This window comes from Afipia clevelandensis ATCC 49720 (genome assembly GCF_000336555.1).
GTDB classification, from domain to species: Bacteria; Pseudomonadota; Alphaproteobacteria; order Rhizobiales; family Xanthobacteraceae; genus Afipia; species Afipia clevelandensis.
Map to the genome: position 1 here is coordinate 3401041 of NZ_KB375281.1, position 23147 is coordinate 3424187.

A 23147-nucleotide genomic window follows, 5' to 3' on the forward strand; every position below is an offset into this window, starting at 1 on the left:
GCCGACCGGTGCGTGGCGGGCAGACCACCTCGATGTGAGTCATCGCCGTAAGCGATGTCGTGCACCGGCGGGGAAACGCAAAAAATGCCGACCATAAGCATTAACGGACGGAACGTGTCCGTCGACGCGGCGAATGATACGCCGCTGCTCTGGGTTATCCGCGAACAATTACAGATGACAGGGACGAAGTTCGGCTGCGGCGCGGGCCTGTGCGGCGCATGCACCGTGCATGTCAACGGCGAAGCCGTGCGCTCATGCCAGACCGCACTCAGCGATGTCGCCGGCAAGAAGATCACCACCATCGAAGGCCTGAGCGCCAAGGGCGATCATCCGCTGCAGAAGGCGTGGATCCTCGAGCAGGTGCCGCAATGCGGTTACTGCCAGTCCGGCCAGATCATGCAGGCGGCCTCGCTGCTGGCCAAGAACACAAATCCAACGAAAGAAGAGGTCGTAGCGCATATGGACGGCAATCTCTGCCGCTGCATGACCTATTCGCGCATTCAGAAGGCGATCATGCGCGCCGCCAACGACATGCGCACCGCCTCGAACGCACCGGCCAATCGGAGCGCCACATGAACAAGCACATCAAGGTCGAATCATCGACAGACCTCAGCCGCCGTTCGTTCATTGTCGGCACGTCCGCCGCGGGCCTCGCGCTCGGCTTTGCTTCCGTTCCGGGATCGTCGGCGCTTGCGGCGCCAGCCCCCGCAGCTTTCGATCCGAGCGTATGGTATTCGATCGCGCCGGACGGTCTCGTCACCGTGACCTGCGGCAAGGCCGATATGGGCCAGCATATTGCGTCTACCATGGCGCAGCTTGTGGCCGAAGAACTCGGCGCGAGCTGGAAGGACATGCGGGTTCAGCTCGCCTCCAACGATCCGAAGTATAACGATCCCGTGCTTGGCGCGCAGATCACCGGCGGCTCGTGGAGTACGATGATGAACTTCGACGCCATGAGCCGCGCGGGTGCCGCCGGCCGCATCGCGTTGACCGAAGCCGCCGCCGCCATGATGGGCGTGCCGGCGAATGAACTCGTGGTCCGCGAGTCCCGCATCTCCCATGCGAAGTCGAAGAAGTCACTCAGCTTCGCGGAGATCGTCAAGAGCGGCAAGGCGACCAAAAAGTTCTCGGCGGATGAGCTGAAAGCACTCAAGCTGAAGACGCCGGATCAGTACACGCTGGTCGGCCAGTCGATCCCGCAGATCGACATTCCCTCGAAGACCAACGGCACGGCGAAGTACGGCATCGACACCTTCCTGCCCGGCATGGTTTACGGCAAGATCGTGATGCCGCCGGTGCGCTATGGCGCGACGGTGAAGTCGGTGGATGACAGCGCGGCCAAGAAGGTGCCGGGCTTCATCAAGGCGGTGACGCTGGAGGACAAGACCGGCACCACCACGGGCTGGGTCGTGGCGGTGGCGAATAATTACGCCAATGCCAAGAAGGCGGCGGACGCGCTCAAGATCACCTATGACAACGGGCCGAATGCCAAGGTGTCCAGCGAGTCGCTGCTCGCCGAAGCCAAGCGCCTGCAGGCTGACAGCGCATCAGGGTTGTTTTTCGTCAAGAACGGCGACACGGCGGAAGCGCTGGGCAAGGCGTCTAAGGTGATGGAGGCGGAGTACACCACCAACATCAACATCCATGCGCCGATGGAGCCGATGAACGCCACAGCCGAGCTGAAAGGCGACATCTGGCATGTCTACACCGGTAACCAGTTCGCCACCCGTTCGGGTGCGATTGCCGCCGGTGCGCTCGGCGTCGATCCGAAGTTCCTTGTCATGCATCAGGCATGGCTGGGTGGCGGCTTCGGCCGGCGGCTCGATGGCGACATGCTAATCCCGGCGGTGCTTGCGGCGAAGGCCGTCGGCAAGCCGGTGAAGGTCATCTATTCGCGCGAAGACGACATGACCATGGACTTCTCGCGTCCCTTGACCTTCCAGAAGATCAAGGCCGGTCTCGACGACAGCGGCAAGCTGGTGGCGTTCAATCATGACGTCGTCAGCGCGTGGCCGACCAAACGCTGGGGCATCCCGGCGTTCCTGTCGCCGGATGTGGAGAAGAAGGGCGCGCTCGATGCCTTCACGGTGAACGGCGCGGACTTCTTCTACACCGTGCCCAACCATAACGTCCGCGCCATCATCAATGAGCTGGCGCAGTCGGCAACACCATCGGGCCAGTTGCGCTCGGTGGCGCCGGGCTGGACCTTCTGGGCGGTGGAAAGCATGCTCGATGAACTCGCGGTCGCGGCGGGCAAGGACCCGGCGCAATTCCGCATCGACATGCTCGACGGCGCGGGCGCCAATGCCGGCGGCGCGCAGCGGCTGCGCAACACGCTGCTGGCTGCGATGGGCCTTTCGGGTTACGGCACCAAGAAGCTGCCCAAGGGTGAAGGCATGGGCGTCGCCTGCGTGTCGTCGCAGGAACGCGCCACCGCGAGCTGGACGGCCTGTGTCGCCCATGTCGCGGTGGACGACAACGGTGAGGTCAAGGTGAAGAAACTCACCGTGGCCACCGATGTCGGCACGCAGGTGAACCCGGACGGCATCCGCGCCCAGGTCGAGGGCGCGGCGCTGTGGGGCATGTCGCTGGCATTGTTCGAGAAGGCCACCATGAAGGATGGCGCGATCGAGCAGAGCAATTTCGACAGCTACACGCCGATGCGGATGAGCCAGGTGCCGGAGGTGGCGATCGCCGTCATTGCCAATGGCGAGCCTGCGACCGGTGTCGGTGAACCCGCGGTGACGGTGGTGGCGCCAGCGCTCGCCAACGCCATTCACAACGCGGTCGGCGCGCGGGTCCGTTCGCTCCCGATCACGGCGGACGCTGTGAAGGCGGGCATGAAGAAGGCCTGATCGCCTCAACCGACAAAGAATGAAAGCCGGAGCATCCATGATGCTCCGGCTTTTTTGTTGGCGCGCGATCCTGCAAATAGCCCTCATACGGAAAAGCGACGCAATTGACCGCGATTGCGCCGCGCGCGATCATGACAAATGGTCGGAAAACTCCAGAACAGGACTCCGGAGCGGCGAGGCAGCCTTGAACGGGCCCTGCTGCCGATCTTGATCTTTGCGCCGTCGGTCACCGTGCTGTGCTGGACGGCGGCGTGGATCTTCCGCGAAGAGTTCATTTTCAAGGCCGTGCTGATCGGGCTGGGCTGTTTTGCCATCGTGATCGGAGCCGTGGCGTGCCTGCTCGTGCTGCTGAAGCGCATTGACCGGGAATGATGCCTGCTAAGGCCTTTTCACCGGAACGCGCCGCCGTGTCATAACGTCCACCACGCGATCCGGCGTCAGCGCGCGGCCAATCGGGCCAAGATGGGCGATCACGCCGACGCTGTAACGAGTTCGCGGCCGTTTCACCGTCGCAGCCTTGAACACCGCACGCGCGACCGTTTCGGCGCTCATCACCCCGAACCCGCGGGGATCGAGAAAATCGTGCATATAGGCCGCCAGCCGCTGCTTGAAAAAGGCATAGGGGCTGCCCGGCCCGGTCTCCGGAATCTGCATCAGCAGCGTCGCCTCGAAGCGTGTGGCGATGGGGCCGGGGAGCACATTGACTACATCTATGCCGAACGGTTCGACTTCCGGGCGCAGCGCATCGGTCAGGGCTTCGAGCGCGAACTTGGTGGCGTGATACGCGCCGCCGCCGATCGAGCTGACACGGCCCGCGACCGAACTGACGTTCACAATGCGGCCGCGCCCGGCGCGGCGCATCGCGGGCAGCACGAGTTGCGTCAGCCGGAATCCACCGAACACATTGGTCTCGAACTGCCTGCGCAGCGCATCCAGCGATATCTCTTCCAGCGGGCCGTACTGGCCATAGCCAGCATTGTTCACCAGAATGCCGGCCGCGCCGAACTCCCGTTCGATGGTTTCAATGGCGGCGCGGCGCGCGGCCTCGTCGGTGACATCGAGCGCCAAAGTGCGGCAGCCGATGGCATGCAGATCGTCCAGCGTCGTTATGTCGCGCGCGGTTGCGACCGTCTCGTATCCCGCTTGGCGAAAGAGTTTTGCCGCCGCATGGCCGACGCCGCTGGAGCAACCCGTTATCAATACCGGCCCGGTCTGTATGGCGCTCTTGGTCATTTGCGGCGGGCGGATTTCGTCTTGCGCTTTGCCGGAGCAGACGCCTTCACGCTTCGGCGCAAAGCCTCGCGGAGGTCTTTAGGCACGCCATGCTTTTTCAGAAGGTCCGCGAAGGCTTCATCCGCAAGCTCCTGCAGCGTCGCCATTCTATCGCGGCCAAGCTGCACCAGCGCCTGATAGGTGTCGTCGTCGAATCCGATGACCTTGCGCATGACAAACCTATGTATGACTGGCGGTCCAAGCTGTCATCATACAAGTTGGTCTTCCGATCCCGGTCAATGCTTCGGGAGAGCAATGGTTCAGCCTCCCTGCGCGCCTGGGTCACGGATTCGTTGCTTGACGGATCGTACAGGCCGCACGAACCGTAGGCGCATACTGGTGTAGCGGGGAGATTATCCGCGATGATGAATGCCAAGACTATTCTGACCGTTACAGGGATCGCCGCGATGTCGGCGCTGGGTGCGGCGCCGTCGGTTGCGCGTGATTATCCGTTCTGCCGAAAGGGCGAAGCCGGTCCGGGCGATTGCCGGTATGACACGCTCGAACAATGTCAGGCCGCGGTGTCCGGTACGTCGTCCTACTGCCAGCCGAATTACTGGCTGCCCACCGCGCGCGATGAGTCCACGCCGCGCGCTCGCCGCCGGTCGCGATAAGGTCCGTGAATTCCGCGCGCAACCGGACGTTTCATCGTTCGGACGAGATGTGCCGGGATGAGACATCCGCGTCATACTTGGCAATGCGGATCAGACTGAATTTTCGCTTAACGCATCCGGCGCCGGAATCCGGATCATCCGGCGGGAGCCGGATATAGCAGCCTGCTTCCAGGCCATCGCAGGTCCTTCCCGTGACATCCGATGTCCGGGAAGGATTTTAACTGTGTCATTTTACGCAAATGAAAGCCCTGCATGCGCCTATGGCTGCGCGAAGCGTAGTGACCGGGACCAGAAAGAACGATGACCTCAAGGTCCGCCAGATTTTTCGGAAACGTCCCAAATGGAATCAAGCTCCGATTCTGGCGCGGCATGCCGGATGGAGGCGATCACAGCCTTCGTCGGAAGCTGCTGATCGGCACTGGCATCGCGCTCATCTGTACGGCGATCCTTGCCATGAGCGTGATCAGCCGCTCCTTTGACGACTATCGCCGTGCCCGCGAGAATCTTCACGAGCTTGAAACCTACCGGCTGATTCTGGACACCGCGAATCTGCTCTCGGCCGAACGCGGGCCGTCGAACAGCGTGCTGGGTGACACCGGCGATGCGCGCGACCTCCTGCGCGAACGGCTGACGTCCTTCCGCGCGCGGTCCGACGCGAGTCTCGAGCAACTGGTGGCCATCGGCGTTCCCGCGGATTTGCTTGCGGCGACGAAGGCACAGCTTCAGAAGGGGCGGCAGGAAGTCGATCGCGTTTCGGCCATCCCGCGCGCCAAGCGGAATCTTGACGATGTGCAATCCGTCATCGAGAGCATGTTCGGCGTGGTCGATATTTTCGAGTCCGTGATCGCCTGGAAGGCCGGCATCCTGACCACCCGGAATCCCGAACTCGCGGCATCCGTGATGACAGGGCGGATGTTCGGCGAGCTGCGCGAGTATGGCGGCCGGATCGCATCACAAATCATGGCGCCGATCGCGGTTAGCCAGCCGCTGCCGCTGAAAAATCTCGTCGACAGCAACCGGACGCGCGGCCGTATCCTCCAGCTCTGGAACCTGACGGGCGAGCGGCAAATCGTCAGCCACAACGATCCGCGGCTGCTGACCGATCTGCGTGATGTCGAGGAGCTGTTTTTCGGCGAAGGGCTGGTCCTGTTCGACAATCTGGTTGCTCAGGGTCGCCTGTCGGGCAACTATTCCATGACGGCGGACGAATTCACCGTTCGCTTTGTCAAGACGCTGAAGCCACTCGAGCGGCTGCGCGGCGATTTCATAGATGTCACCATCGAGCGGCTGACCGAACGCCGCATCGTCGCGCTGACCACCCTCACGCTCACGATTGCGATTACCACAGTCATTCTGGCGATTCTTGCGGGCTTGCTGATCGCGGCCCAGCGCTTTGTCTTCGGGCCGCTGCTGCGCGCACACGATGCGGTGATCGAGCTTGCGGAAGATCGCCCCGGGCCGCCCGAGTCCGAGGCGCACCATGCCGCCGAGATGCGCCGCCTGTTCGAGGCGATTGCCGTTCTTCGCCGCAGTCTTGCCGAACGCGCGTCGCTGACCAAGAAGCTGAAGCATCAGGCGGAGACCGACGGTCTGACCGGACTGATGAATCGTCGTGCGCTCGATATGATCGGCGAGAGCCAGGCCAGCAGCAAGGTCATGGCCGACGGCGCCTGCATGATTCTGATGGACCTCGATCACTTCAAGTCCATCAACGACCGGTATGGACATCTGGAAGGCGACCTTGTGCTGCAGGAAAGCGTGCGGCTGGTTCGTCCGATGCTCGGACCGAATGACATCTTCGCCCGCTTCGGCGGCGAAGAGTTCGTGGTTCTGGTGCCGGGCTGCAATCTCGACGAAGCCAACGCGCTGGCCGCAAGGCTTCGCAATGCGCTCGAAGCGCATAAGTTCGTCCTGTCCGACGGCGCGTCGCTCACGGTGACCGCGAGTTTCGGTGTCGCCAGAGGCAATCTCGGTCAGTTGGCATGGCGGCGGCTGGTCAAGGCCGCGGATGCCGCGCTATATCGCGCCAAGTCCGACGGGCGCAACTGCGTGCGCCAGTCACTCGCCCTGCACCCGACACTGGTGCCGGATCTGCCCGGCGATCTGAGCGCGGATGTGCCGCAGCGAAAAACCACCAGCCTGATCGAGCGGCGTTGACTCAGGCCCAGCGACCTCCGCATCGGTGCGGCGTCATCGCTTGATCCAATCCGGAAGACGCAGTTCCGTTGGGCTATTGGCCAGCCAATGCCAGCTGTTTGGCTCCCTCCATTTTGTGCTTCTGAAACTCTGCCAATAGGCCTTCGTCCGACAGATCGAGCGTCGACGAATGTCTCCAATCGTGATCGGAGACTTCGGCGAGCCGCTCGACCACATGGCGGCTGTCCGTCTCAATCGCAAGTTCGCGCCTGGCGTCAAAACTTCCCGGCGTCAGATTGATTGAGCCGACAATCGCGCGCCGTTCGTCCGCGAGCAGAACTTTGCCATGCAGCTTCAAATGCTTCATGCGGTGAATTTTCGCGCCGACATCTTCCAGGATGCGCAAGCCGCCGACGCCTTCGATCATTTTCTCGGCCTTCATTTTGTGCGACGGACGGGCCATGATGTGAACCGTCACGCCGCGATTGATCGCGCGCACGATGCGTTCAATGATGACTGTGTCCTGATAGCGTTCATTCTGGATAAACAGTGTATGGCTTGCCGCATCGATGAACGCCGCGATCCGTTCGCGCCCGTTGTTAGGGCACCATATCAGATTAGACTTTTCATGTGGTTCAAATGGAAGGCGCATGAAATCCAGATTGAAGCACTTCACCATTTCATCGACTTCGGCCTTCTTTGTCGTCATCACGGCATAGTCGCGCGTCTCGGTGAGATCCCGCGTCTCCCAGTTGAGCGACTCGACAAACCCAACCTCGTCGTCGACCACCATCGATTTCTGATGGGTCAGTGCAAAGCTCGGACAGCTATCGCGCACGTCGATGCCGGCAGCGATCAGCTTTTTTCGTGCGGCCTCGTTGTCGGCCTTGCCGTTGCGCCGCGCCGGGTTCAGCATCACCCTCACATGAACGCCGCGATGGCGTGCCGCGATGACTGCGTTCAGCAAGGTCGGATCGGTGAAAAGAAACATGCGGATGTTGAGCGATTTCACCGCCGCATCGATGGGGTCGACAAGGGCCGCGGCGGCATCGTCGGGAAGTACGATCAGGGAATGTGACATCTTCGGTCCTTCTCACGCTACGTCGGCAAGCGGCGCGCGGGGCGCCGGCTTGTTCTGGATACGATGGAGCTCCGCGTAGACGCCGCCGAGCGCGATCAGCTCGTCGTTCGTTCCTTCTTCGGCAACAATGCCATCCTTCAGGACGATGATTTTATCGGCGTTTCTGATGGTGCTGAGACGATGCGCGATCATGATGACCGTGCGGCCCGCCATCAGCCGCCGCAGGCCCTCGATAACCAGATGCTCGGACTCGGTATCGAGCGCCGCGGTCGGTTCATCCAGAATCATGATCGGCGAATTGCGGATCACGGCCCGCGCGATTCCGATTCGCTGACGCTGTCCGCCGGAAAGCGTATCGCCGCGCTCGCCCACGAGGGAATCATAGCCATTCGGCATACGAGAAATGAACTCGTCCGCATTGGCGACCTTTGCCGCCGCGATGATCTCTTCATCCGTGGCGCCGGGCCGGCCGTAAGCGATGTTCTCGCGAATTGTGCCGCGAAACAGCACCGTTTCCTGAAGGACAAAACCGATCTGCTCCCGCAGCGCCGCCAGCTTCATCTCCCGAATATCCTGACCGTCGATCAGAATGCGTCCGAATGTCGTTTCATAGAAACGAGGGATGAGACTGAGGACCGTCGACTTGCCCGACCCTGTTGGGCCGACAATGCCAACCACCTGTCCCGGGCGAATCTCGAATGAGACATCCCGCAACACGGACGTGTCGTTGTCGTAGCCGAATGCGACGCGGTCAAAGCGAATGCCGCCAAGGACGCGACCGGGATCTCGGGCGTCATCCGACACGCCGATGATGTCATCGGCAGACAGAATATCCTGGATGCGCTCCAGCGCGACGGTCGTCTGGGCGACAGCACTGGTCATACTGGCGAGATCTTTGACCGGTTTAAAGAATTTGGCGAGGTAAGCCAGATAAACCGTCAATGCGCCGGCCGTCATGGTGCCGGCCACGATCAGCGACGTTCCCTTCCAGAGCACAATCGCGGTGCATGCCGCGACGACGACGCTGATCAGCGGCGACAGGACCGATTTCACCTGCCGCGCGCGGAGCGCGGCGCCGACGGTCGCGTGACTCGCGGCCTCCAGTCGGGCCAGCTCCAAATCCTGGCGGCCGAAAGCCTTGATCGCACGAACCGAACCCAGGCCTTGCTGAACGACGGACAGCATCTCGCTTTGCCGGGCGCGAACCGCGCGGGTCACTTCCTTCACGGCTTTTTTCAGACGGAAGATAAAAACCAGCAGGAACGGCGTCACGCCAAGAGCGATCAGCGTAAAATCCCAGTCCAGCCAGAACATGATTCCGACCATGAACACGATGGTGATGAAATCGACGAGGATGTCGAGAGTGGAGGACGATGCGAAACTTTGCAGCGTGTCCACGTCAGTCATGATCGTTGAGATCAGGGAGCCGATTTTCGCGTGGTCGTAATAGCGCAAGGACAGCCGGTGCAGATGCTGATAGATGCGAATCCGGAGGTCGTTCGCCACCCACTGGCCGATGTTCGTCGTGTAGTAGTTGTCGATATAGGTCGCAATCGCTCCGACGATGGCGATGACAAGTGTCGCCACTCCGGCGAATAGCGCCACGCCCATCGCATGCCGCCCAAATCCATAGTCATGAGCCCAGGCAAGCCACGCAGGCAGCTGGTGCTGCCCGAGCGCATCGTCCAGGACGAGTTTGAGGGTCCAGGGGGCCGCAAGGCTTGCAGCGATTTCCACCAGCATCGCAAGGAATACGATGAGCAGCCGTCCCCTGTAGGGGCGTAGCAAATCGATGACGAGACGTATCATTTGCCGAATTCCGGGTTGATATTGATGAAAGTCCGAGGGTTGTGCCGACGCTGGCGGCCTAACGCCCATCCGCCCAACCGGATGCCGGGACACGTACCCCCGGCCTATCGGCCGTTCAAATACCGCTTTGATATGAGGCTATCGGCGGCGGATATGGCTCCCCTCCGGAAACCCGGATGGCCGGTAAACGGCAGCTGGCGCGGCTCGGTCTGAAAACGCCTTGTGCGACAGATCGGCCCATTTGAAGTGCCGCCTCCGGACGGCTACGATTGCCGGATTGATGATGACGTGTGCTCATAAGAACCGGCGATCATGCAGTTCCGGCACCTGCGCTATTTCGTTAAAATTGTCGAAGCGGGCAGCTTTTCCCGTGCCGCCGCGACGATTCATGTGGCTCAACCCGCATTAAGTCAGCAAATTGCGGACCTGGAAGACCGCATGGGCGTGCCGCCGCTCCTGCGGACATCCCGCGGCGTTCGTCCCACCCCTGCCGGGGAAGTGCTTTACCGCGAAGCCTCCTCGATCCTCAAAGAACTTGAGCAATTGCCCGGCCTGCTGGCATCGGACGGTGCGGATGCCGAGGGCAAGGTGAGCCTCGGCTTTGCCATTTCGCTGTCGGTGCCGATGTCCGGCCCCTTTCTGGAGGCGTGCCGTGCCAGGATTCCGAAGGTCACGATAAAATTCGCAGACGGGGACAGCGAGTCCCTCGAACAGAGGATCATCTCCAATCAGCTGGACATGGCGATCGTATTCGAGGATGAACTGGTTCCCACGTTTTCGCGCGTGCCGCTGTTCCGTCAGCGGATGTTTTTGATCAGCAGCGATCATTTCACCGACCTGAACGGACCCGTGTCGCTGAAGGACATTGCCTCATTGCCGCTGGTGCTGCCAAGCGCGCCGAATGCACGACGCATGTTGATCGATCGCTCGTTCGCCAATGACGGAATGGCGCCCAATGTGATCGCCGAGACCGATACACTTTCGAGCGAACTGTCTGCCATTCGCGCAGGGCTCGCCCACTCCATCCTAAATGCCGGCATGATGGGCCAGATCGGCCTCGGCCAGCCTCGGTTGATCGAGCCTCCGATCTGGATGACCTGCTCGATCATATCCTCGAGCGACTTCCCACTGACGCATGCGGGCGAAGCCGTCCGCGACACGTTGGTGCGTTTCGCCTATGAGCGAATCGAGGCGACCAAGCCGCCTGGCGCCGAATGGATCGGGCCAGCCGTGGACTAGTTCTTCCGGAAGTGGTCGGGCTTGAGAAGCGTCTTCTGAGCCGGCTGAAACTCCGCCGCACAGGCCGGCGTGAGATTCGCCCTGTTCTGGCCCAGACAAGCCTCGATCTTCGCGACATTCGGAATATCCGCGCCGCAGAATCTGAACGCATCGCCCATGCAGGCCGATCTCTGATCGGATGTGCCTTGCGCGAAGGCTGCCGCAGGCAAAGCAATGAAAGCAAGACAGGCAGTGATTGCGATCGAGCTGAATTTCATTGTCATGACTGGACCTGTGTTCGAATTGAATTTCAGTTTTGCCGCTACGATCGGTTTAAGGACGCATCGGAGGAAAACTCAAATATCATCTGGATATGGCGATATCGTCGCCAGTTATATGCGCCAACAACGTGATGACTCTTGGCGGTATGCCGGTCATTGCTTCTTCTTGGCGCGCGCGATCGCAGCCCGTATCGGCGCGAAGGGCCCGTATTTGTGCTGCTGCTCGCTGAAGCCGTCAGCATAGGGACCGTAGGGCGTATCGACTGGCTTCTGAAGCAGGTCGGGAAAATCCTTTTCGAGCCCCGCCTTTTTCGGGCGCGGCTGCGATATCAGATAGGCCGCGACATCCCAGGCCTGTTCGACCGTCAGTTGAGGATTTAGATAGTCGGCACCATGCGGCATGTTGAAATGCACGAAATTCGCGGCGGTGATAAGCCGCGCCATTCCTGCGCCGTCGTTGAAACTGTCCGGTCCCCACAGCGGCGGCATCATGTACCCAAGATCGGTCGTTGGAAGACTGCGCCGGATTCCGGAACCGTCGGTGTTGTGACAGGCAAGACAGGACTTCACATAAACCGCGCGGCCGCGAACGGGATCGGCTGCGCGCTTGAGTTCGGGCATCGCGCCCGCGCCCAGCCCCGGCACGATCTGGCCTTGAGCGACACCTGACGAGAGAAATCGAATATAGGCGACGATGGCCTGCATTTCCGGGCTGTCGTTCGGCAACTCGCGCCCGTTCATACTGCGCACCATGCAGGAATTGACCCGATCCACGATGGTAATCTCTGCGCCGCGACGCGCACTGTACTGCGGAAATAATTCGAATAGCCCGAAAATCGGTAATCCGAATTTCTTTGTGCCGGCCTGTAAGTGACAATTGCTGCACGCAAGATTATTTCCGGCAAATCGCTTTGTCTGGTCGGGCACTTCCGGACCGATCAGTGCATATGTCGCGGTGACCAGATCGCGGCCCCGGCGTATCTGGCTGCCGAATGCATCGTTCGGTAGCGCCCCGACTTCGGGCACAGTCCAGAGCGCGGGAGCTTGGGTTTGCGCGGCCGCGAGATTCAGAGGCGCCGTTGCAAGAGCAATTGCCGCCAGCAACGCTATCCGCAATCCAAGCCGTTGGAAATCAAGGAAATGAACGCCAGAGAACCGCATCGCCCCTCGCACAATGGTTGATCGCACGATCATTCACGTCAGCCCGATTGCAAAGGTTCTGCAGAAGAGCTTCCTTTGCAAGCACTTTTGGCGAACCCAAAGATCCCAGCCGAATTATCCGGGCCGGCCCTGCCGGGCAATCACGAACCGGCCGGTCTCCGAACCCCATAACTTTCTCCGATACCCGCATATCAACACCGTATTTGTTTTCCTATCCGGCATCGACGCATATGCCGCCACGTTCAGCGGGGGCGCTGCCAGTTCGACAACCCCATGCCGGTGCTGACGATGGTGTCTTCACTGGCACACAAGCCCGCCATTCTGAGTGGCGGGTGTGACGCGGTTCAAACTTTAAGAAAGATCGAAGGAGCGCCAAGCCGAGAGGCAGCGATTGACGCTGCATGGGCTTGGCTTGGCACATCAAAGGCAAAGAGGAGAGAACTTCCATGTTCACATCGAGAATGGGTATCGTCGTCGGTCTCGCATCGGCAATCGTCATTTCGGTTTGCGCGGCTGCACATGCAACTCCCATCGTTGCACCACTCACCAATCAGGAGTCGCTGACCATTCAGGTCTCCGGCGGGTGCGGTCCGAATGCCTGGCGCGGCCCATGGGGTCATTGCCGCAACACCCCGTATTACGGTCCGCTGCCGGGCGGCTACTATCAGCCCGCACCGCATCCCGTATTCGGCTGCCCGGAAGGCTACTGGCGCGGGCCGTACGGTCACTGCCGCAACACGCCGTTCCACGGCCGCCTGCCAAATGGTCAGTGGCAGTAAGATTCCGTTGATTTGAAGAATCGCGCCGCATTTTGTGATCCTTGGCTGACGCAACCTGCGGCGCGATCTCTCTTCGCAATCCCGATTCAAACGCCAAACGCCTGCACGAGTGATTGAGCATGTCGGATCGAACACGGATCTTTACACAGACTACCAGTCTCGCCAGCCACATCCTGCCGGTATCGGGCACGATGATCGGCGTTTGCGTCACACTGGTCGGCCTTGTGAAGGTTGCCGAGGCAAGATCGGGCGGCACCCATGTCGATGAGTATGCCGCGCTGGCCGCGGTCTCCTTTCTGGCATCGGCCCTCACGTCCTACCTTTCGATCCGCTTCGCAGGGAAAACGAAGCTCTGCGCACGGCTCGAACAAGCCGCGGACATGATCTTCATTCTCGCTCTGATGGCTATCACGCTGGTTGCGACGCTGTTTGCTTATGAAGTGATCTGAATCACGGGAGCTAACCATGATCGTTGACATGCTTCGAGAAAATTTCAAAAGCTGCCATGTCGGCGGGATTGTCACGATCGGACTTGCGACACTCCTGACGGCCTCCGTGGCGTTCGCGGACGGAAAGCCGCCGCTGGCTGCGGATACGCCGCCAGCGGCGACGGCCGATTCAAGTATCTCCGCAACCGTGCAATTCTCATTATCCGCGCTTGATCGCGCGATCGAACGCAAGGTGCCCAGGCAGCTTGCGACCATCGACGATTCAGGGCGAAGCTGCTGGAGCCGGCGCATCCTCGGGCGCATGGTCAACATCGATTGCGAGTATTCCGGCTCCGTGCAACGGACTGGACCGATCTCCCTGCACGCGGAAGAAGGCAGACTGATTGCGGCGATCCCGCTGTTCGGCTCCGTCTCTGGCCAGGGTATCGGACGGTTTGCGCGACTGCTGCACGGCACCGGCGAAGGCCAGCTCACAGTTTATGCGACGGCGCGGCCGCAGCTTCGGCGGGACTGGTCGGTTTCACTCGACATGACCGAAGGCTTCCGCTGGCAGGAACCTCCGACGCTCCAGATATTGGGTTTTCGCATCGATTTGACCCGCTACATCGAGCCGAAGATTCAAGCGCAGGTGTCGCGCGTGCGCCGCGATGCCGCTGCGAGCGTGGCGGCGATGAACATTCGCGGCAAAGCCGAAGCGGCCTGGCAGCAGGCGTTCTCGACCGTGAAAATTCTCGATGCGCCCGCGATCTGGCTGAAGACCACACCACGAACCGTTGCTTTTTCAGGTACGCATGCGCGCGGCGACATTCTCGAAGGCGCGATCGAAATGGCGGGAACGAGCGAGACCTTTGTCGGGCAGCAGCCGTCCGCATCTGTGCCGACGCCGCTTCCGGCACTCGGCAGCGATGTGACCAATCCCGGCGGCTTTTCCGTCATTCTTCCGGTGACGATCAGCTATGACCAGATCAGGGAAAAAATCCAGGCCGTCATGACGGCGCGCGCTCAGACCGGCGGTCCCCAAGTGCAGGATATTTCGGTCTATCCTTCTTCCGGCAAGCTGGTGATGGGATTGCATCTCACATCCGCCGATACCGCGAGCGGTGGCGCATGGATCTATCTGACCGCAACGCCGCAGGTCGATGCGAATACTCAGACCGTCCAGTTCGGAGATCTGGCCGTGGTGCCGGACTCGTCCACGGCCGCAAGCTCACCGCTTGCTGCGCTGTTCAACGATCCAGCTCTTTTGCAGGATCTGCGGCAGCAGGCTGGTCTCGCATTCCAAAGCGAGTGGCAAACCCTTTTGGCTTCTGCCAACGCGCGATTGACCCGGCCCCTCACGGGCGGCTTTCGCAGCGAAGGAAATCTGGCGTCTGCCGGACTCTCGCAAGTCTCGCTCCTTCCCGATGGAATCCGGATCGACCTGCGCGCCAGCGGCCACTTGAAAATTCTCTACGGCATGTGATCGCCGTTTCTCGAGCGTCGGAAGGACATCTGACATGACCCTCAGCGCTAATCTCATATTCCGGATTGTCCTCGGCGCGCTGGCAGTGTGTCAGCTTTTGGCTTTTGCTTGTCAGCAGGCGAAGGCTCAGACATCTTTCTATCAGGCATCCAATGATGAAATTGCAGGACCACCTGGCACTGTGATCAGACAGGAGCCGATGTTCGGTGCTCCGGATGGCGCGGCTGCATATCGCGTTCTCTATCGATCCACCAATCCGGAAGGGCGGCCCATCGCAGTCTCCGGTGTGATTGTTGTTCCGACCGGTCCGGCCCCCGAAGGCGGCCGCCCCATCGTTGCCTGGGCTCATCCCACGACAGGCGTCGTTCCGCGGTGCGCGCCCTCGCTGGCCATGTTTATCTTTCAGCAAATCGCCGGCAGCCGCCAGTTGCTCGACCGCGGCTTCGCGATTGCCGCAACCGACTATCCGGGATTGGGCACTCCCGGCCCGCATCCTTACCTCGTCGGCGACAGCGAGGCGCGGGCCGTGATCGATTCGGTTCGTGCCGCTCGCTCATTTCCCGGCGTCGCCAATGGTGACCGCTATGCCGTGTGGGGTCATTCCCAAGGCGGTCAGGCGTCATTATTCACCGGCCTGATCTCCAGGAGTTATGCCCCTGAGTTGCGTCTTGTCGGTGTGGCTGCCGCTGCGCCCGCGACCGATCTTGCCACACTGATGACAGACGATCTCAACACCACCGGCGGGAGGAATCTGACCGCGATGACAGTATGGTCATGGGATCGCGTGTACGGCGCATCCGTCGACAAGATCGTTTCATCCGCTGCGATGCCAACGGTCAATCGCCTTGCCGGCGAGTGTATCGAATCCGTGTTCGATATCCTGCTGCGCAGCGAAACATCAAAGCCGCTGGCTCAGGATTTTCTCACCGTCGCAAATCCGGCAACTCTCGATCCGTGGCGTTCGCTGCTCGCGAAAAACACCCCCGGCACGTTGCAGCCAACAATTCCCGTCTTCCTTGCGCAAGGCTCGACCGACGGCCTGGTTCGTCCGCAGGTCACACAAGCCTATATGCAGCGACTATGCGAGGCAGGAAGCAAGGTGCGCTTCATGATGATGCCAAACGTCAGCCACGGCTTTGCCGGCCGCGATAGCGCGGACGCCGCAACCGCGTGGATGGCGGACAGGTTTGCTGGAAACGCCGTGCCGAATGACTGCGGCTCCGCCGGTCGTTGACCTGCTTAATGGCTGGCGCGAGATCTTTCTTGTGCCATCATGGTTCGGCGATAGTGGATAAGGTTATCCAGCCGCTGCGCTGCCGATGTCAGTGTCGCAGCATCCGCAGCACTGTCGTCCCCAAGCGATGACTTAGAGATTTCGTCCCCGAGGAGTTCGTCAAACTCTTGCTCGATGTTGATAAGCTCCGCTTCGCTTGTCGCGCCTCTGATGCGCCGGGGCAACTCATACAGCACGCGCCATACAGGATCGGGGGCATTGGACCGGCCAAGACCAAGAAACTTCCACGCCGCCGCGAAGACCGATGCCAGCAAGCCGAAGACAATTGGCGTCAGGTAGATGGCGTCGCCGTATTTGTCCATGAAGCTTTGCTGCGCGTCGTTGTAATAAACGGCTGCGCCGGCATGTACGGGAATGTTCGCATCGGGGTCCGTATCGGGCTCTGCAATGCCGGACAGAACCGAATGCTCAGCCACCAGACTTTCGCGGGCATTCATCAGCGACTGCGTCAGACCGGTTGCGACATCGGCATCGAGCTTGGCATGCGCAACCAGATAGAAGCCCGTTTTGAGTGTTGTCAGGTCGTCATCCGGATTGGGCGGGGAGCCACGCAGCGTCCCCTTGGGTATTGCGAAACTCTCGAAGGCTCCCTCCGCATCGGCAATCGCACCGGCTGAATCGATCGGCACCAATGTCGGCGAGCGACTTGAACCACCGCCAGACAGATTCCTGACATAGTCCAGGTATCGTTTGGTCAAGGGCACCACCATGACCAGCACATCCACGTCCCCGGCCTTCATGGCTCGCTGCGCGTCGGGCGGCGACAGATCCTTGAAGGTTGTGTGTCCGTCCAGGCCGTATTCACGACTGAGCGCCTTCACAAGGCGATGGTTGATCTCGCCGCCGACCACGCCGATGGATCGACCCTTGAGTTGCTCGATCCCGGTTATGGGAGAACCGGGCGCGGCGACAATCATCACCGTCGCCTCAGCGATCACAGCGATGGCTCTTGCGTCCGAGAGATCGCCAACATCGGCCCTTACAACCGCAAGATCAACCTTGCCGGCGGCGAAGGCCTTTGTTGCGTCCTGCACGTTGCCGAATTTGACGATGTTGAGCCTGACGGGCGCGTTCGATTTCACGAAGCGATTTGCGATCAGCGACGCGCCCTTGGCGATCTCGCCGTCGATTGATCCGACGCCGACGCTCAGCGTCGTTGGTTTGGTATAGAGCCTGTAAGCAAACAGGACTGCGCCCAATACAAGACATGTAGCGCCGGCAACCATGACGATCCGGAGCCAAAGCGGAAGCCTGGGGGCAGATAGCCTCATTACAAGCACCAAAGAATGTCGCTGATAGATAGTTTTGGTGCTGTACCGCCGCCGGTCAACTCGCTTTTCGTCTCAGCGCCTTAAGATAGTCGGCAACCAACCCGATATCGTTCGCCGGGACGGCGCAGGCCACATAACCGTCCGGCCGCACCAGCCAGACACCGGACGTATCCGGAGGCGGGAGCACCGATGGCTCGACCAGATCGCCAAAGTCCTCAACAAGCCCGCTCACAGCTTTGCTGGAGGCTGCCAGCAGCGTGAACCGCGGTGTCTGTCCCGCGCCAAAGGACGTCTGTCCCGACACCGGCGTCATGCGGGCGCCGACGGCAGGACCATCGAGTCCGTGAGCCGCCGGTCCATTGAGCGGGCTTTTCTCGTAACCGACGGACACCTCCGTCATCTCGTTGACCATCGCAGCGCGCACCGGGGCAAGCCCCAGTAAAAAATGTCCGACCAGATTACGCACGATCTGCGCGGCCTGATTTCGCAAGGTTGCAAGCGCTGTAAACCGTCCAGCATTTGCCAGAACGTGTTCGCCGATTGCGCTGCGTTCGACGCTGTAGCTATCGAGCAAACTCTCGTCGCAAGCGCCACGCCAGACCATCGCCAGCTTCCAGGCAAGATTAAAGGCATCTTGCATGCCGGTATTCATGCCCTGACCGCCTGCAGGGCTGTGAACATGCGCGGCATCACCGGCAAGAAAGACGCAGCCCGATCGATAGTCGGCCACTTTGCGTTCGTTAATGCGGAACGACGAGAGCCAGACCGGATCGGAAGCGACAAGCCCGCCGGGACCTCGCTGAACGAGAACGCCCTGCACATCGCTCAGGTCGGGATCTCGTGGGTGTTCACCGGTCGACATGGGGAGATCGGCGACGATGCGATAGCGACCGGACGATATCGGAAATACCGCCAGCACACCTTTTTCATGCCAGTAGGTGGCTATCTCGGATGCCGGAAACGGAAACGCCTTGAGATGAATATCGGCAAGGATCCAGTCGCTCGGCAACGTATCGCCGACAAATGGCATGCCAAGACCATGACGCGTCGCGCTGTGGGCGCCGTCACAACCGATCATCCATGGCACGTCGAGATTTTCGTCCTCCCCTGCGGCGCTGCGCAAAGTGGCGCAGACCGACGCAGAGCCGGGCGCAAAGCGGATCAATTCCAAGCCGCGTTCCACCTGGACGCCCAGCCGATTCAGATGTGCCTCAAGAAGACGCTCGGTCTCCGATTGAGGCAACATGAGCGCATAAGGATAGGGGCTATTCACTTCCGCGAAACTGACATGCGCAAGGAGTTTGTTGGCAGCGATGATATTTGCAGCGTCAACTTTATGACCGGCCGCAATGAACTGTCTCGTGCAACCGGCGCGGTCCAGCAACTCGAGCGTCCGGCTCCATAACACAAGCGCCTTTGACTTGTCGGAGCGCGCTGCCGCCTTGTCGATGATCCGTACCGGCACTCCATAGCGCGCGAGTTCGGCAGCCATGGTGAGTCCAACCGGGCCAGCACCAACAATCAAAACTTTTGAAGTCATAGCGGTTCGGGTTCCTGACGGGCTTGGTTCGTCGCGTGAGATTTACCGTGGCCAACGATTGTTGTGACAATCAGAACGGTCCGCGCTGCTGGATGGATTGCATGACGGCTTCCAGCTGCTTGTCCCGCGCGGCGTAGGCAGCGCGCAGACATGCGGTGTTGGAGCCGCATGCATCACGCTGCCTGAGAAAGATGCGTTGATCGTCCTGGATCGTGCCGCGTTGTCCCATTGCGACAAGCGAGGTCGTCACCCCGTAAAGGGTCGCAACCCGTGCTTCGCTCTGACCCAACCCGTAGTCCGAGCAGATCGTTCTCTCGGTCGGCGAACTCGCCTTCTTGCAATCCAGTGGTGAATAGTCCGCTGCATCGGCCGAGCTGAAGGCCGCGCCGAAGATGAGCAGCGCGGCTGAAACGCCGATGACACTCCTTGAAAAATTCATGGCACATACCCTCATGGCGAAGCCGCTATTGAAGACTGCCCTTGGCGACCGCCATCGCCGAACGCGGTTCCGGCTCGCGTCCGGGTGGCAAAGAATAATTGCCGTGGCGGGACAATTGTCTGACACCGGCGGCAAATCAAATACGGCTTCGATATGCGGGTATCGGTGACCGCTATAGCGACTGGATTTCAGCCATACGGCTGGCTGCGCATTTGCCCGCAGCGGTGGCCGACCACGCGACTATCCGGCGGCTCGATCGGGCTTCTGCCCCTTTTTAAGCCCATGTAACGCCGATCCGTGGCAAGACAAAAAGCCGAGGCCGTGCAATAGTCTAATGATTATTTTGCGGCTTTGCGGTTCGGCCTATCATGCAGTACAGACAACTTCGCTATTTCGTAAAAATCGTGGAAGCCGGCAGCTTTTCCCGCGCAGCAAGCACCATCCACGTAGCGCAGCCGGCGCTCAGCCAGCAGGTGGCTGAACTCGAAGAAGAAATGGGAATCAAGCTGCTCCACCGCACCCCGCGCGGCGTGCAGCCGACCCCCGCGGGGGAAATCCTGTTCGAGAAAGCCTCATCGATCCTGCGCCGCCTCGATGAACTTCCCGGGCTCCTGAAATCGAGCGCTGGTGACATCACTGGAACCGTCAGCGTCGGGATTGTGGCATCGCTCGCGGAGATTCTGATGGGGCCCATCGTCGAGCATATCAAGTCTGCGTTTCCCAATGTCATGCTGAAATGTACGGACGGCGACAGCGAAACCTTGAGCGCGCGTGTGCTCGCTCACAAGCTCGATCTTGCGGTCATCTTCGAGCACGAATTCGTGCCAGCTTTTTTGCGACTGCCGATCTTTACACAAAGGTTCTATCTGGTGGGCAAGCCGCTTCCAGGCAAAGCCAGATCGTCCATTTCAATCAAGGACATTGGGAAATTGCCGCTCGTTCTGCCCGGCGACAATAGCGAGCGCAGACGTTTGATCGATGAAGCCTTTGCCGCGCTGGACATCACTCCGAATGTCATCGCTGAAGCCGACAATCTCTCGAGCGAGCTGTCCGCAGTGCGGACCGGCATCGGTCATACGATTCTGAATGTCGGAGAATTCTCCAAGGTGGGGTTTGAGGCTTTCGCAAAGCCCCTCATCATCGAGCCGCCTATAACAATGACCTGTTCCATTATCTCGTCGGGCGATTCCACCCTGACCAATGCAGGAAGCTCCGCTCGCTCGTCGATCGCTTCGCTCATTAGCTCGTTTATAAAGGACGGTAAAAGGCCCGGCGCCGCTCTTATCAAGCATTGAGCCACAGCGACCAGCGCGGAATCGAGTAATAGCTGATGATCGAGCCAGACAGGATCATTCGGAAGATTGGCTGGCGCCTGCTTCCTCTTCTGATGCTGCTCTTCTTTTTCAACTTCCTCAATCGCGTCAATATCGGGTTCGCTGCCCTCGATATGAATAAATCGCTTGGGCTGCAGCCCGTCGTATTCGGCTGGGGCGCAGGCATTTTTTTTCTGAGTTACGCGATGTGCCAGATTCCGAGCAGCTTGCTGCTGCAGCGGTTTCGCGTGCGCCTGTGGATCGTCAGCATTGCGGTTGCGTGGGGGCTTGCCTCGGCGGGAATGGCCTTCGTCACGGGTTCAAAAGGCTTTATCGTATTGAGATTGTTGCTGGGCATCGCGGAAGCAGGCTTCTTTCCAGGCTTCATCTACTATCTCAGTTGCTGGTTTCCACGCGACGCCCGCGCGCGCTTCAACGCAATCTTCCTGGTTGCCGCGCCGCTGGCAAGCATGCTGGGCAACCCGCTCTCCGGCCTCATTCTCAGCGCTGGCGAGACGATGGGAATTCCGGCGTGGCGATGGTTGTTTATCCTGGAGGGATTGCCGTCGATTGTTCTGGGCATCATTGCGTTTTTCTGGCTGTCGGACAGTCACGCACAGGCAACATGGCTGGCTCCTGGCGAGCGGCGATGGCTGGCGGATACAATCGCCGCCGAACATACAAACACAGCGAAGCTGATCGGAAGTGTCTTTGATGTCCGGGTGGCACTGCTCTCCATCGTCTCTTTCTGCTTCATCATGGGAATCTATGGCGTCGGCCTGTGGTTGCCCCAGATCGTGAGCGGTTTCGGGACAACGCCTCTCCAGACCGGGCTGCTGTCGGCGCTTCCATACGCGGCGTCGATCGGGGGCATGCTGTTCTGGAGCGCGCGATCGGACGCGCGTCGCGAACGCCGAAACCATATCGCGGCGGCGGCCATTCTTTCCGGTGCAAGCCTCATTGCAGCCTCGCAATTTCATTCGCCCGTTTTGTCACTGCTGGCGCTCAGCATCGCTGCCGCATCGATTTTCGCAGCGAATGCCGTATTGTGGACGTTACCGTCGAACTTCTTGGCCGGCAGCGCCGCTGCAATCGGGATCGCGATCATCAACTCGATCGGAAATCTGGGCGGCTTTACCGGGCCATATCTCGTGGGCTGGGTAAAAGCACATACAGGAGGCTTTGGTCCTGCTCTTGTATCGTTGGGCGCCATCAGTGCAGTTGGCGGCCTCCTCATTCTCATTGCGCCGTGGGTTTTTCGGCGATTGAAAGTAGCCGGTTTCGAATAGCGACGGTAACAGCGAGGTGGAGTAGCCCGGCTAATCCGTCGCAGATACAGGCATTTCTCCAGCTATATCGCGCGCGAATAGGTGGATATCGAAGTCATATTGGTACTCCCAGATCTGGTTGGATAAACGTCCTGCGTCAATTCAACCGGAAGGAATACAAAATGTTCGATATGCTCAATTCACGAAGGACTTTCATGCGCGTCACTGCGGCCGCAGCTCTTGCCATTGCCGTAGCTGCTCCGATCGCAAGCGCTCATGCCGAGCAAGGCAATATGGATCGCGCGCTCATGTCGTTGCAGGACGCCCTTCAATCATTGCGTCAGGCGACCCCGAACAAGGGCGGCCACAAGGAAGCGGCCTCGCAACTGATCGAACAGGCGATTATGCAGGTCAATGAGGGAATTCGCTTCGCCAATCAGCATGGTGGCGGCGGTCGTTAAAATTCTGCACGGATGCGAGCTGCCGACGGTTACGTCGGCGGCTGCGTCGTCACACTTAAAAAACTCGAGGTTCTCATGAGAACATTGCTCGCGAGTATTATTTTGGTCGCGCTGACAGCGGTGTCCCACGCGACAGAGGCCTCATACAAATGTGACGACGGATCGTCGCTGAAGGCTGATTTTAGCGCGCCTGGTCCGACGGGGTCGGTGCAACTCGCCATATCGGGTCAGAAGCCAATCACACTCCCACAAGTCCAGTCTGCGGATGGCGGCCGATATGCCGCACAAGGGATCGAATTCTGGATCAAGGGAGCGGCCGGGCGATTAACGCGAGCGGGAAAGATTACGGAGTGCCGCTCACGGTAGTGCATTTCCGCAACTATCGTTTCTCAGTTCCCGGCGCGGTTTGAATATCCCGACAAGAACATGGCGCGAAGGGACAGT

23 protein-coding genes are annotated in these 23147 nt (G+C 60.1%); 14 read left to right on the top strand and 9 right to left on the bottom strand.

What is annotated here, in order from left to right; genetic code table 11:
- The first annotated feature begins 84 nt into the window (after positions 1-84).
- The 3 genes from HMPREF9696_RS16270 to HMPREF9696_RS16280 all read left to right on the top strand — a co-directional run bounded on the left by HMPREF9696_RS16270 (position 85) and on the right by HMPREF9696_RS16280 (position 3227).
- Positions 85-576 (top strand): (2Fe-2S)-binding protein, encoded by a 492-nt coding sequence (locus HMPREF9696_RS16270; RefSeq protein ID WP_002714133.1) that lies wholly within the window; start codon positions 85-87, stop codon positions 574-576.
- Positions 573-2855 (top strand): xanthine dehydrogenase family protein molybdopterin-binding subunit, encoded by a 2283-nt coding sequence (locus HMPREF9696_RS16275; protein WP_002714134.1) that lies wholly within the window; start codon positions 573-575, stop codon positions 2853-2855. Before HMPREF9696_RS16270 ends, HMPREF9696_RS16275 begins: the two co-directional genes overlap by 4 nt.
- Positions 2856-2993: 138 nt before the next feature.
- Positions 2994-3227 (top strand): hypothetical protein, encoded by a 234-nt coding sequence (locus tag HMPREF9696_RS16280; protein WP_002714135.1) that lies wholly within the window; start codon positions 2994-2996, stop codon positions 3225-3227.
- A 6-nt stretch (positions 3228-3233) separates the two neighbouring features.
- On the opposite strand, the gene HMPREF9696_RS16285 is transcribed toward HMPREF9696_RS16280, so the two are convergent.
- Both HMPREF9696_RS16285 and HMPREF9696_RS16290 read right to left on the bottom strand, forming a co-directional pair.
- Positions 3234-4088, bottom strand: coding sequence for an SDR family NAD(P)-dependent oxidoreductase (locus HMPREF9696_RS16285; RefSeq protein WP_002714136.1), 855 nt, complete (start codon positions 4086-4088; stop codon positions 3234-3236).
- Positions 4085-4300, bottom strand: coding sequence for a hypothetical protein (locus HMPREF9696_RS16290; RefSeq protein ID WP_002714137.1), 216 nt, complete (start codon positions 4298-4300; stop codon positions 4085-4087). The genes HMPREF9696_RS16285 and HMPREF9696_RS16290 overlap by 4 nt, the downstream gene beginning before the upstream one ends.
- Before the next feature lie 189 nt (positions 4301-4489).
- Here HMPREF9696_RS16290 and HMPREF9696_RS16295 point away from each other — a divergent pair, with 189 nt between their 5' ends.
- A complete protein-coding gene (locus tag HMPREF9696_RS16295; protein ID WP_002714138.1) occupies positions 4490-4741 on the top strand; it encodes a DUF3551 domain-containing protein in 252 nt (83 codons plus the stop codon).
- Positions 4742-5110: 369 nt separating this feature from the next.
- Positions 5111-6898 (top strand): GGDEF domain-containing protein, encoded by a 1788-nt coding sequence (locus tag HMPREF9696_RS16300; protein ID WP_040301531.1) that lies wholly within the window; start codon positions 5111-5113, stop codon positions 6896-6898.
- Positions 6899-6971: 73 nt separating this feature from the next.
- Here the strand turns inward: HMPREF9696_RS16300 and HMPREF9696_RS16305 are convergent, their stop codons facing one another.
- Together HMPREF9696_RS16305 and HMPREF9696_RS16310 are read right to left on the bottom strand one after the other, a co-directional pair.
- Entirely contained in the window at positions 6972-7958 is a 987-nt protein-coding gene (locus HMPREF9696_RS16305) for a phospholipase D-like domain-containing protein (protein ID WP_002714140.1), read from the bottom strand.
- A 12-nt stretch (positions 7959-7970) separates the two neighbouring features.
- Complete coding sequence (locus HMPREF9696_RS16310) at positions 7971-9767, bottom strand: ABC transporter ATP-binding protein (RefSeq protein ID WP_002714141.1); 1797 nt, start codon at positions 9765-9767, stop codon at positions 7971-7973.
- A gap of 312 nt (positions 9768-10079) precedes the next feature.
- On the opposite strand from HMPREF9696_RS16310, the gene HMPREF9696_RS16315 reads away from it, so the two are divergent.
- On the top strand, positions 10080-11006 hold the full coding sequence (locus HMPREF9696_RS16315) for a LysR substrate-binding domain-containing protein (RefSeq protein ID WP_002714142.1): 927 nt from the start codon (positions 10080-10082) through the stop codon (positions 11004-11006).
- Here HMPREF9696_RS16315 and HMPREF9696_RS16320 read toward each other — a convergent pair.
- Together HMPREF9696_RS16320 and HMPREF9696_RS22185 are read right to left on the bottom strand one after the other, a co-directional pair.
- Positions 11003-11269, bottom strand: coding sequence for a hypothetical protein (locus HMPREF9696_RS16320; RefSeq protein ID WP_002714143.1), 267 nt, complete (start codon positions 11267-11269; stop codon positions 11003-11005). The two genes, HMPREF9696_RS16315 and HMPREF9696_RS16320, sit on opposite strands and share 4 nt — an antisense overlap.
- A gap of 150 nt (positions 11270-11419) precedes the next feature.
- On the bottom strand, positions 11420-12460 hold the full coding sequence (locus HMPREF9696_RS22185; RefSeq protein ID WP_347335774.1) for a c-type cytochrome: 1041 nt from the start codon (positions 12458-12460) through the stop codon (positions 11420-11422).
- A gap of 413 nt (positions 12461-12873) precedes the next feature.
- Between HMPREF9696_RS22185 and HMPREF9696_RS16330 the strand changes: the two genes are divergently transcribed.
- The 4 genes from HMPREF9696_RS16330 (at position 12874) to HMPREF9696_RS16345 (ending at position 16351) form a co-directional block, all read left to right on the top strand.
- On the top strand, positions 12874-13206 hold the full coding sequence (locus HMPREF9696_RS16330; RefSeq protein WP_002714145.1) for a GCG_CRPN prefix-to-repeats domain-containing protein: 333 nt from the start codon (positions 12874-12876) through the stop codon (positions 13204-13206).
- A gap of 119 nt (positions 13207-13325) precedes the next feature.
- Positions 13326-13655 (top strand): hypothetical protein, encoded by a 330-nt coding sequence (locus HMPREF9696_RS16335; protein ID WP_002714146.1) that lies wholly within the window; start codon positions 13326-13328, stop codon positions 13653-13655.
- A 16-nt stretch (positions 13656-13671) separates the two neighbouring features.
- On the top strand, positions 13672-15117 hold the full coding sequence (locus HMPREF9696_RS16340) for a DUF4403 family protein (RefSeq protein ID WP_002714147.1): 1446 nt from the start codon (positions 13672-13674) through the stop codon (positions 15115-15117).
- 199 nt (positions 15118-15316) lie between these two features.
- A complete protein-coding gene (locus HMPREF9696_RS16345; protein ID WP_245259238.1) occupies positions 15317-16351 on the top strand; it encodes an alpha/beta fold hydrolase in 1035 nt (344 codons plus the stop codon).
- Between the two features lie 5 nt (positions 16352-16356).
- On the opposite strand, the gene HMPREF9696_RS16350 is transcribed toward HMPREF9696_RS16345, so the two are convergent.
- The 3 genes from HMPREF9696_RS16350 to HMPREF9696_RS16360 form a co-directional block, all read right to left on the bottom strand.
- The gene (locus tag HMPREF9696_RS16350) at positions 16357-17637 is read right to left on the bottom strand and encodes a TAXI family TRAP transporter solute-binding subunit (protein WP_002714149.1); all 1281 of its coding nucleotides are present in this window, start codon (positions 17635-17637) and stop codon (positions 16357-16359) included.
- Between the two features lie 100 nt (positions 17638-17737).
- Positions 17738-19222 (bottom strand): FAD-dependent monooxygenase, encoded by a 1485-nt coding sequence (locus tag HMPREF9696_RS16355; RefSeq protein WP_040301536.1) that lies wholly within the window; start codon positions 19220-19222, stop codon positions 17738-17740.
- A gap of 70 nt (positions 19223-19292) precedes the next feature.
- On the bottom strand, positions 19293-19661 hold the full coding sequence (locus HMPREF9696_RS16360; RefSeq protein ID WP_002714151.1) for a lysozyme inhibitor LprI family protein: 369 nt from the start codon (positions 19659-19661) through the stop codon (positions 19293-19295).
- A gap of 368 nt (positions 19662-20029) precedes the next feature.
- On the opposite strand from HMPREF9696_RS16360, the gene HMPREF9696_RS16365 reads away from it, so the two are divergent.
- The 4 genes from HMPREF9696_RS16365 to HMPREF9696_RS16380 all read left to right on the top strand — a co-directional run bounded on the left by HMPREF9696_RS16365 (position 20030) and on the right by HMPREF9696_RS16380 (position 23069).
- Positions 20030-20956: a LysR family transcriptional regulator gene (locus HMPREF9696_RS16365; protein ID WP_002714152.1), complete on the top strand. Its 927-nt coding sequence runs from the start codon at positions 20030-20032 to the stop codon at positions 20954-20956.
- 35 nt (positions 20957-20991) lie between these two features.
- Complete coding sequence (locus tag HMPREF9696_RS16370) at positions 20992-22263, top strand: MFS transporter (protein ID WP_002714153.1); 1272 nt, start codon at positions 20992-20994, stop codon at positions 22261-22263.
- Between the two features lie 161 nt (positions 22264-22424).
- Positions 22425-22703, top strand: a complete 279-nt coding sequence (locus HMPREF9696_RS16375) for a twin-arginine translocation signal domain-containing protein (protein ID WP_051053254.1) — start codon at positions 22425-22427, stop codon at positions 22701-22703.
- A gap of 75 nt (positions 22704-22778) precedes the next feature.
- Positions 22779-23069 carry an MliC family protein gene (locus tag HMPREF9696_RS16380; RefSeq protein WP_040302116.1) on the top strand — a complete coding sequence of 97 codons (291 nt, stop codon included), beginning with the start codon at positions 22779-22781 and terminating at the stop codon, positions 23067-23069.
- Positions 23070-23147: the final 78 nt, after the last annotated feature.

Excerpts from the sequence above, each read along its gene's own strand:
- HMPREF9696_RS16270 (WP_002714133.1), top strand. The coding sequence starts at position 85 with ATGCCGACCATAAGCATTAACGGACGGAACGTGTCCGTCGACGCGGCG.
- HMPREF9696_RS16275 (WP_002714134.1), top strand. The coding sequence starts at position 573 with ATGAACAAGCACATCAAGGTCGAATCATCGACAGACCTCAGCCGCCGT.
- HMPREF9696_RS16280 (WP_002714135.1), top strand. The coding sequence starts at position 2,994 with ATGGTCGGAAAACTCCAGAACAGGACTCCGGAGCGGCGAGGCAGCCTT.
- HMPREF9696_RS16285 (WP_002714136.1), bottom strand. The coding sequence starts at position 4,088 with ATGACCAAGAGCGCCATACAGACCGGGCCGGTATTGATAACGGGTTGC.
- HMPREF9696_RS16290 (WP_002714137.1), bottom strand. The coding sequence starts at position 4,300 with ATGCGCAAGGTCATCGGATTCGACGACGACACCTATCAGGCGCTGGTG.
- HMPREF9696_RS16295 (WP_002714138.1), top strand. The coding sequence starts at position 4,490 with ATGATGAATGCCAAGACTATTCTGACCGTTACAGGGATCGCCGCGATG.
- HMPREF9696_RS16300 (WP_040301531.1), top strand. The coding sequence starts at position 5,111 with ATGCCGGATGGAGGCGATCACAGCCTTCGTCGGAAGCTGCTGATCGGC.
- HMPREF9696_RS16305 (WP_002714140.1), bottom strand. The coding sequence starts at position 7,958 with ATGTCACATTCCCTGATCGTACTTCCCGACGATGCCGCCGCGGCCCTT.
- HMPREF9696_RS16310 (WP_002714141.1), bottom strand. The coding sequence starts at position 9,767 with ATGATACGTCTCGTCATCGATTTGCTACGCCCCTACAGGGGACGGCTG.
- HMPREF9696_RS16315 (WP_002714142.1), top strand. The coding sequence starts at position 10,080 with ATGCAGTTCCGGCACCTGCGCTATTTCGTTAAAATTGTCGAAGCGGGC.
- HMPREF9696_RS16320 (WP_002714143.1), bottom strand. The coding sequence starts at position 11,269 with ATGACAATGAAATTCAGCTCGATCGCAATCACTGCCTGTCTTGCTTTC.
- HMPREF9696_RS22185 (WP_347335774.1), bottom strand. The coding sequence starts at position 12,460 with ATGATCGTGCGATCAACCATTGTGCGAGGGGCGATGCGGTTCTCTGGC.
- HMPREF9696_RS16330 (WP_002714145.1), top strand. The coding sequence starts at position 12,874 with ATGTTCACATCGAGAATGGGTATCGTCGTCGGTCTCGCATCGGCAATC.
- HMPREF9696_RS16335 (WP_002714146.1), top strand. The coding sequence starts at position 13,326 with ATGTCGGATCGAACACGGATCTTTACACAGACTACCAGTCTCGCCAGC.
- HMPREF9696_RS16340 (WP_002714147.1), top strand. The coding sequence starts at position 13,672 with ATGATCGTTGACATGCTTCGAGAAAATTTCAAAAGCTGCCATGTCGGC.
- HMPREF9696_RS16345 (WP_245259238.1), top strand. The coding sequence starts at position 15,317 with ATGTTCGGTGCTCCGGATGGCGCGGCTGCATATCGCGTTCTCTATCGA.
- HMPREF9696_RS16350 (WP_002714149.1), bottom strand. The coding sequence starts at position 17,637 with ATGGTTGCCGGCGCTACATGTCTTGTATTGGGCGCAGTCCTGTTTGCT.
- HMPREF9696_RS16355 (WP_040301536.1), bottom strand. The coding sequence starts at position 19,222 with ATGACTTCAAAAGTTTTGATTGTTGGTGCTGGCCCGGTTGGACTCACC.
- HMPREF9696_RS16360 (WP_002714151.1), bottom strand. The coding sequence starts at position 19,661 with ATGAATTTTTCAAGGAGTGTCATCGGCGTTTCAGCCGCGCTGCTCATC.
- HMPREF9696_RS16365 (WP_002714152.1), top strand. The coding sequence starts at position 20,030 with ATGCAGTACAGACAACTTCGCTATTTCGTAAAAATCGTGGAAGCCGGC.
- HMPREF9696_RS16370 (WP_002714153.1), top strand. The coding sequence starts at position 20,992 with ATGATCGAGCCAGACAGGATCATTCGGAAGATTGGCTGGCGCCTGCTT.
- HMPREF9696_RS16375 (WP_051053254.1), top strand. The coding sequence starts at position 22,425 with ATGTTCGATATGCTCAATTCACGAAGGACTTTCATGCGCGTCACTGCG.
- HMPREF9696_RS16380 (WP_040302116.1), top strand. The coding sequence starts at position 22,779 with ATGAGAACATTGCTCGCGAGTATTATTTTGGTCGCGCTGACAGCGGTG.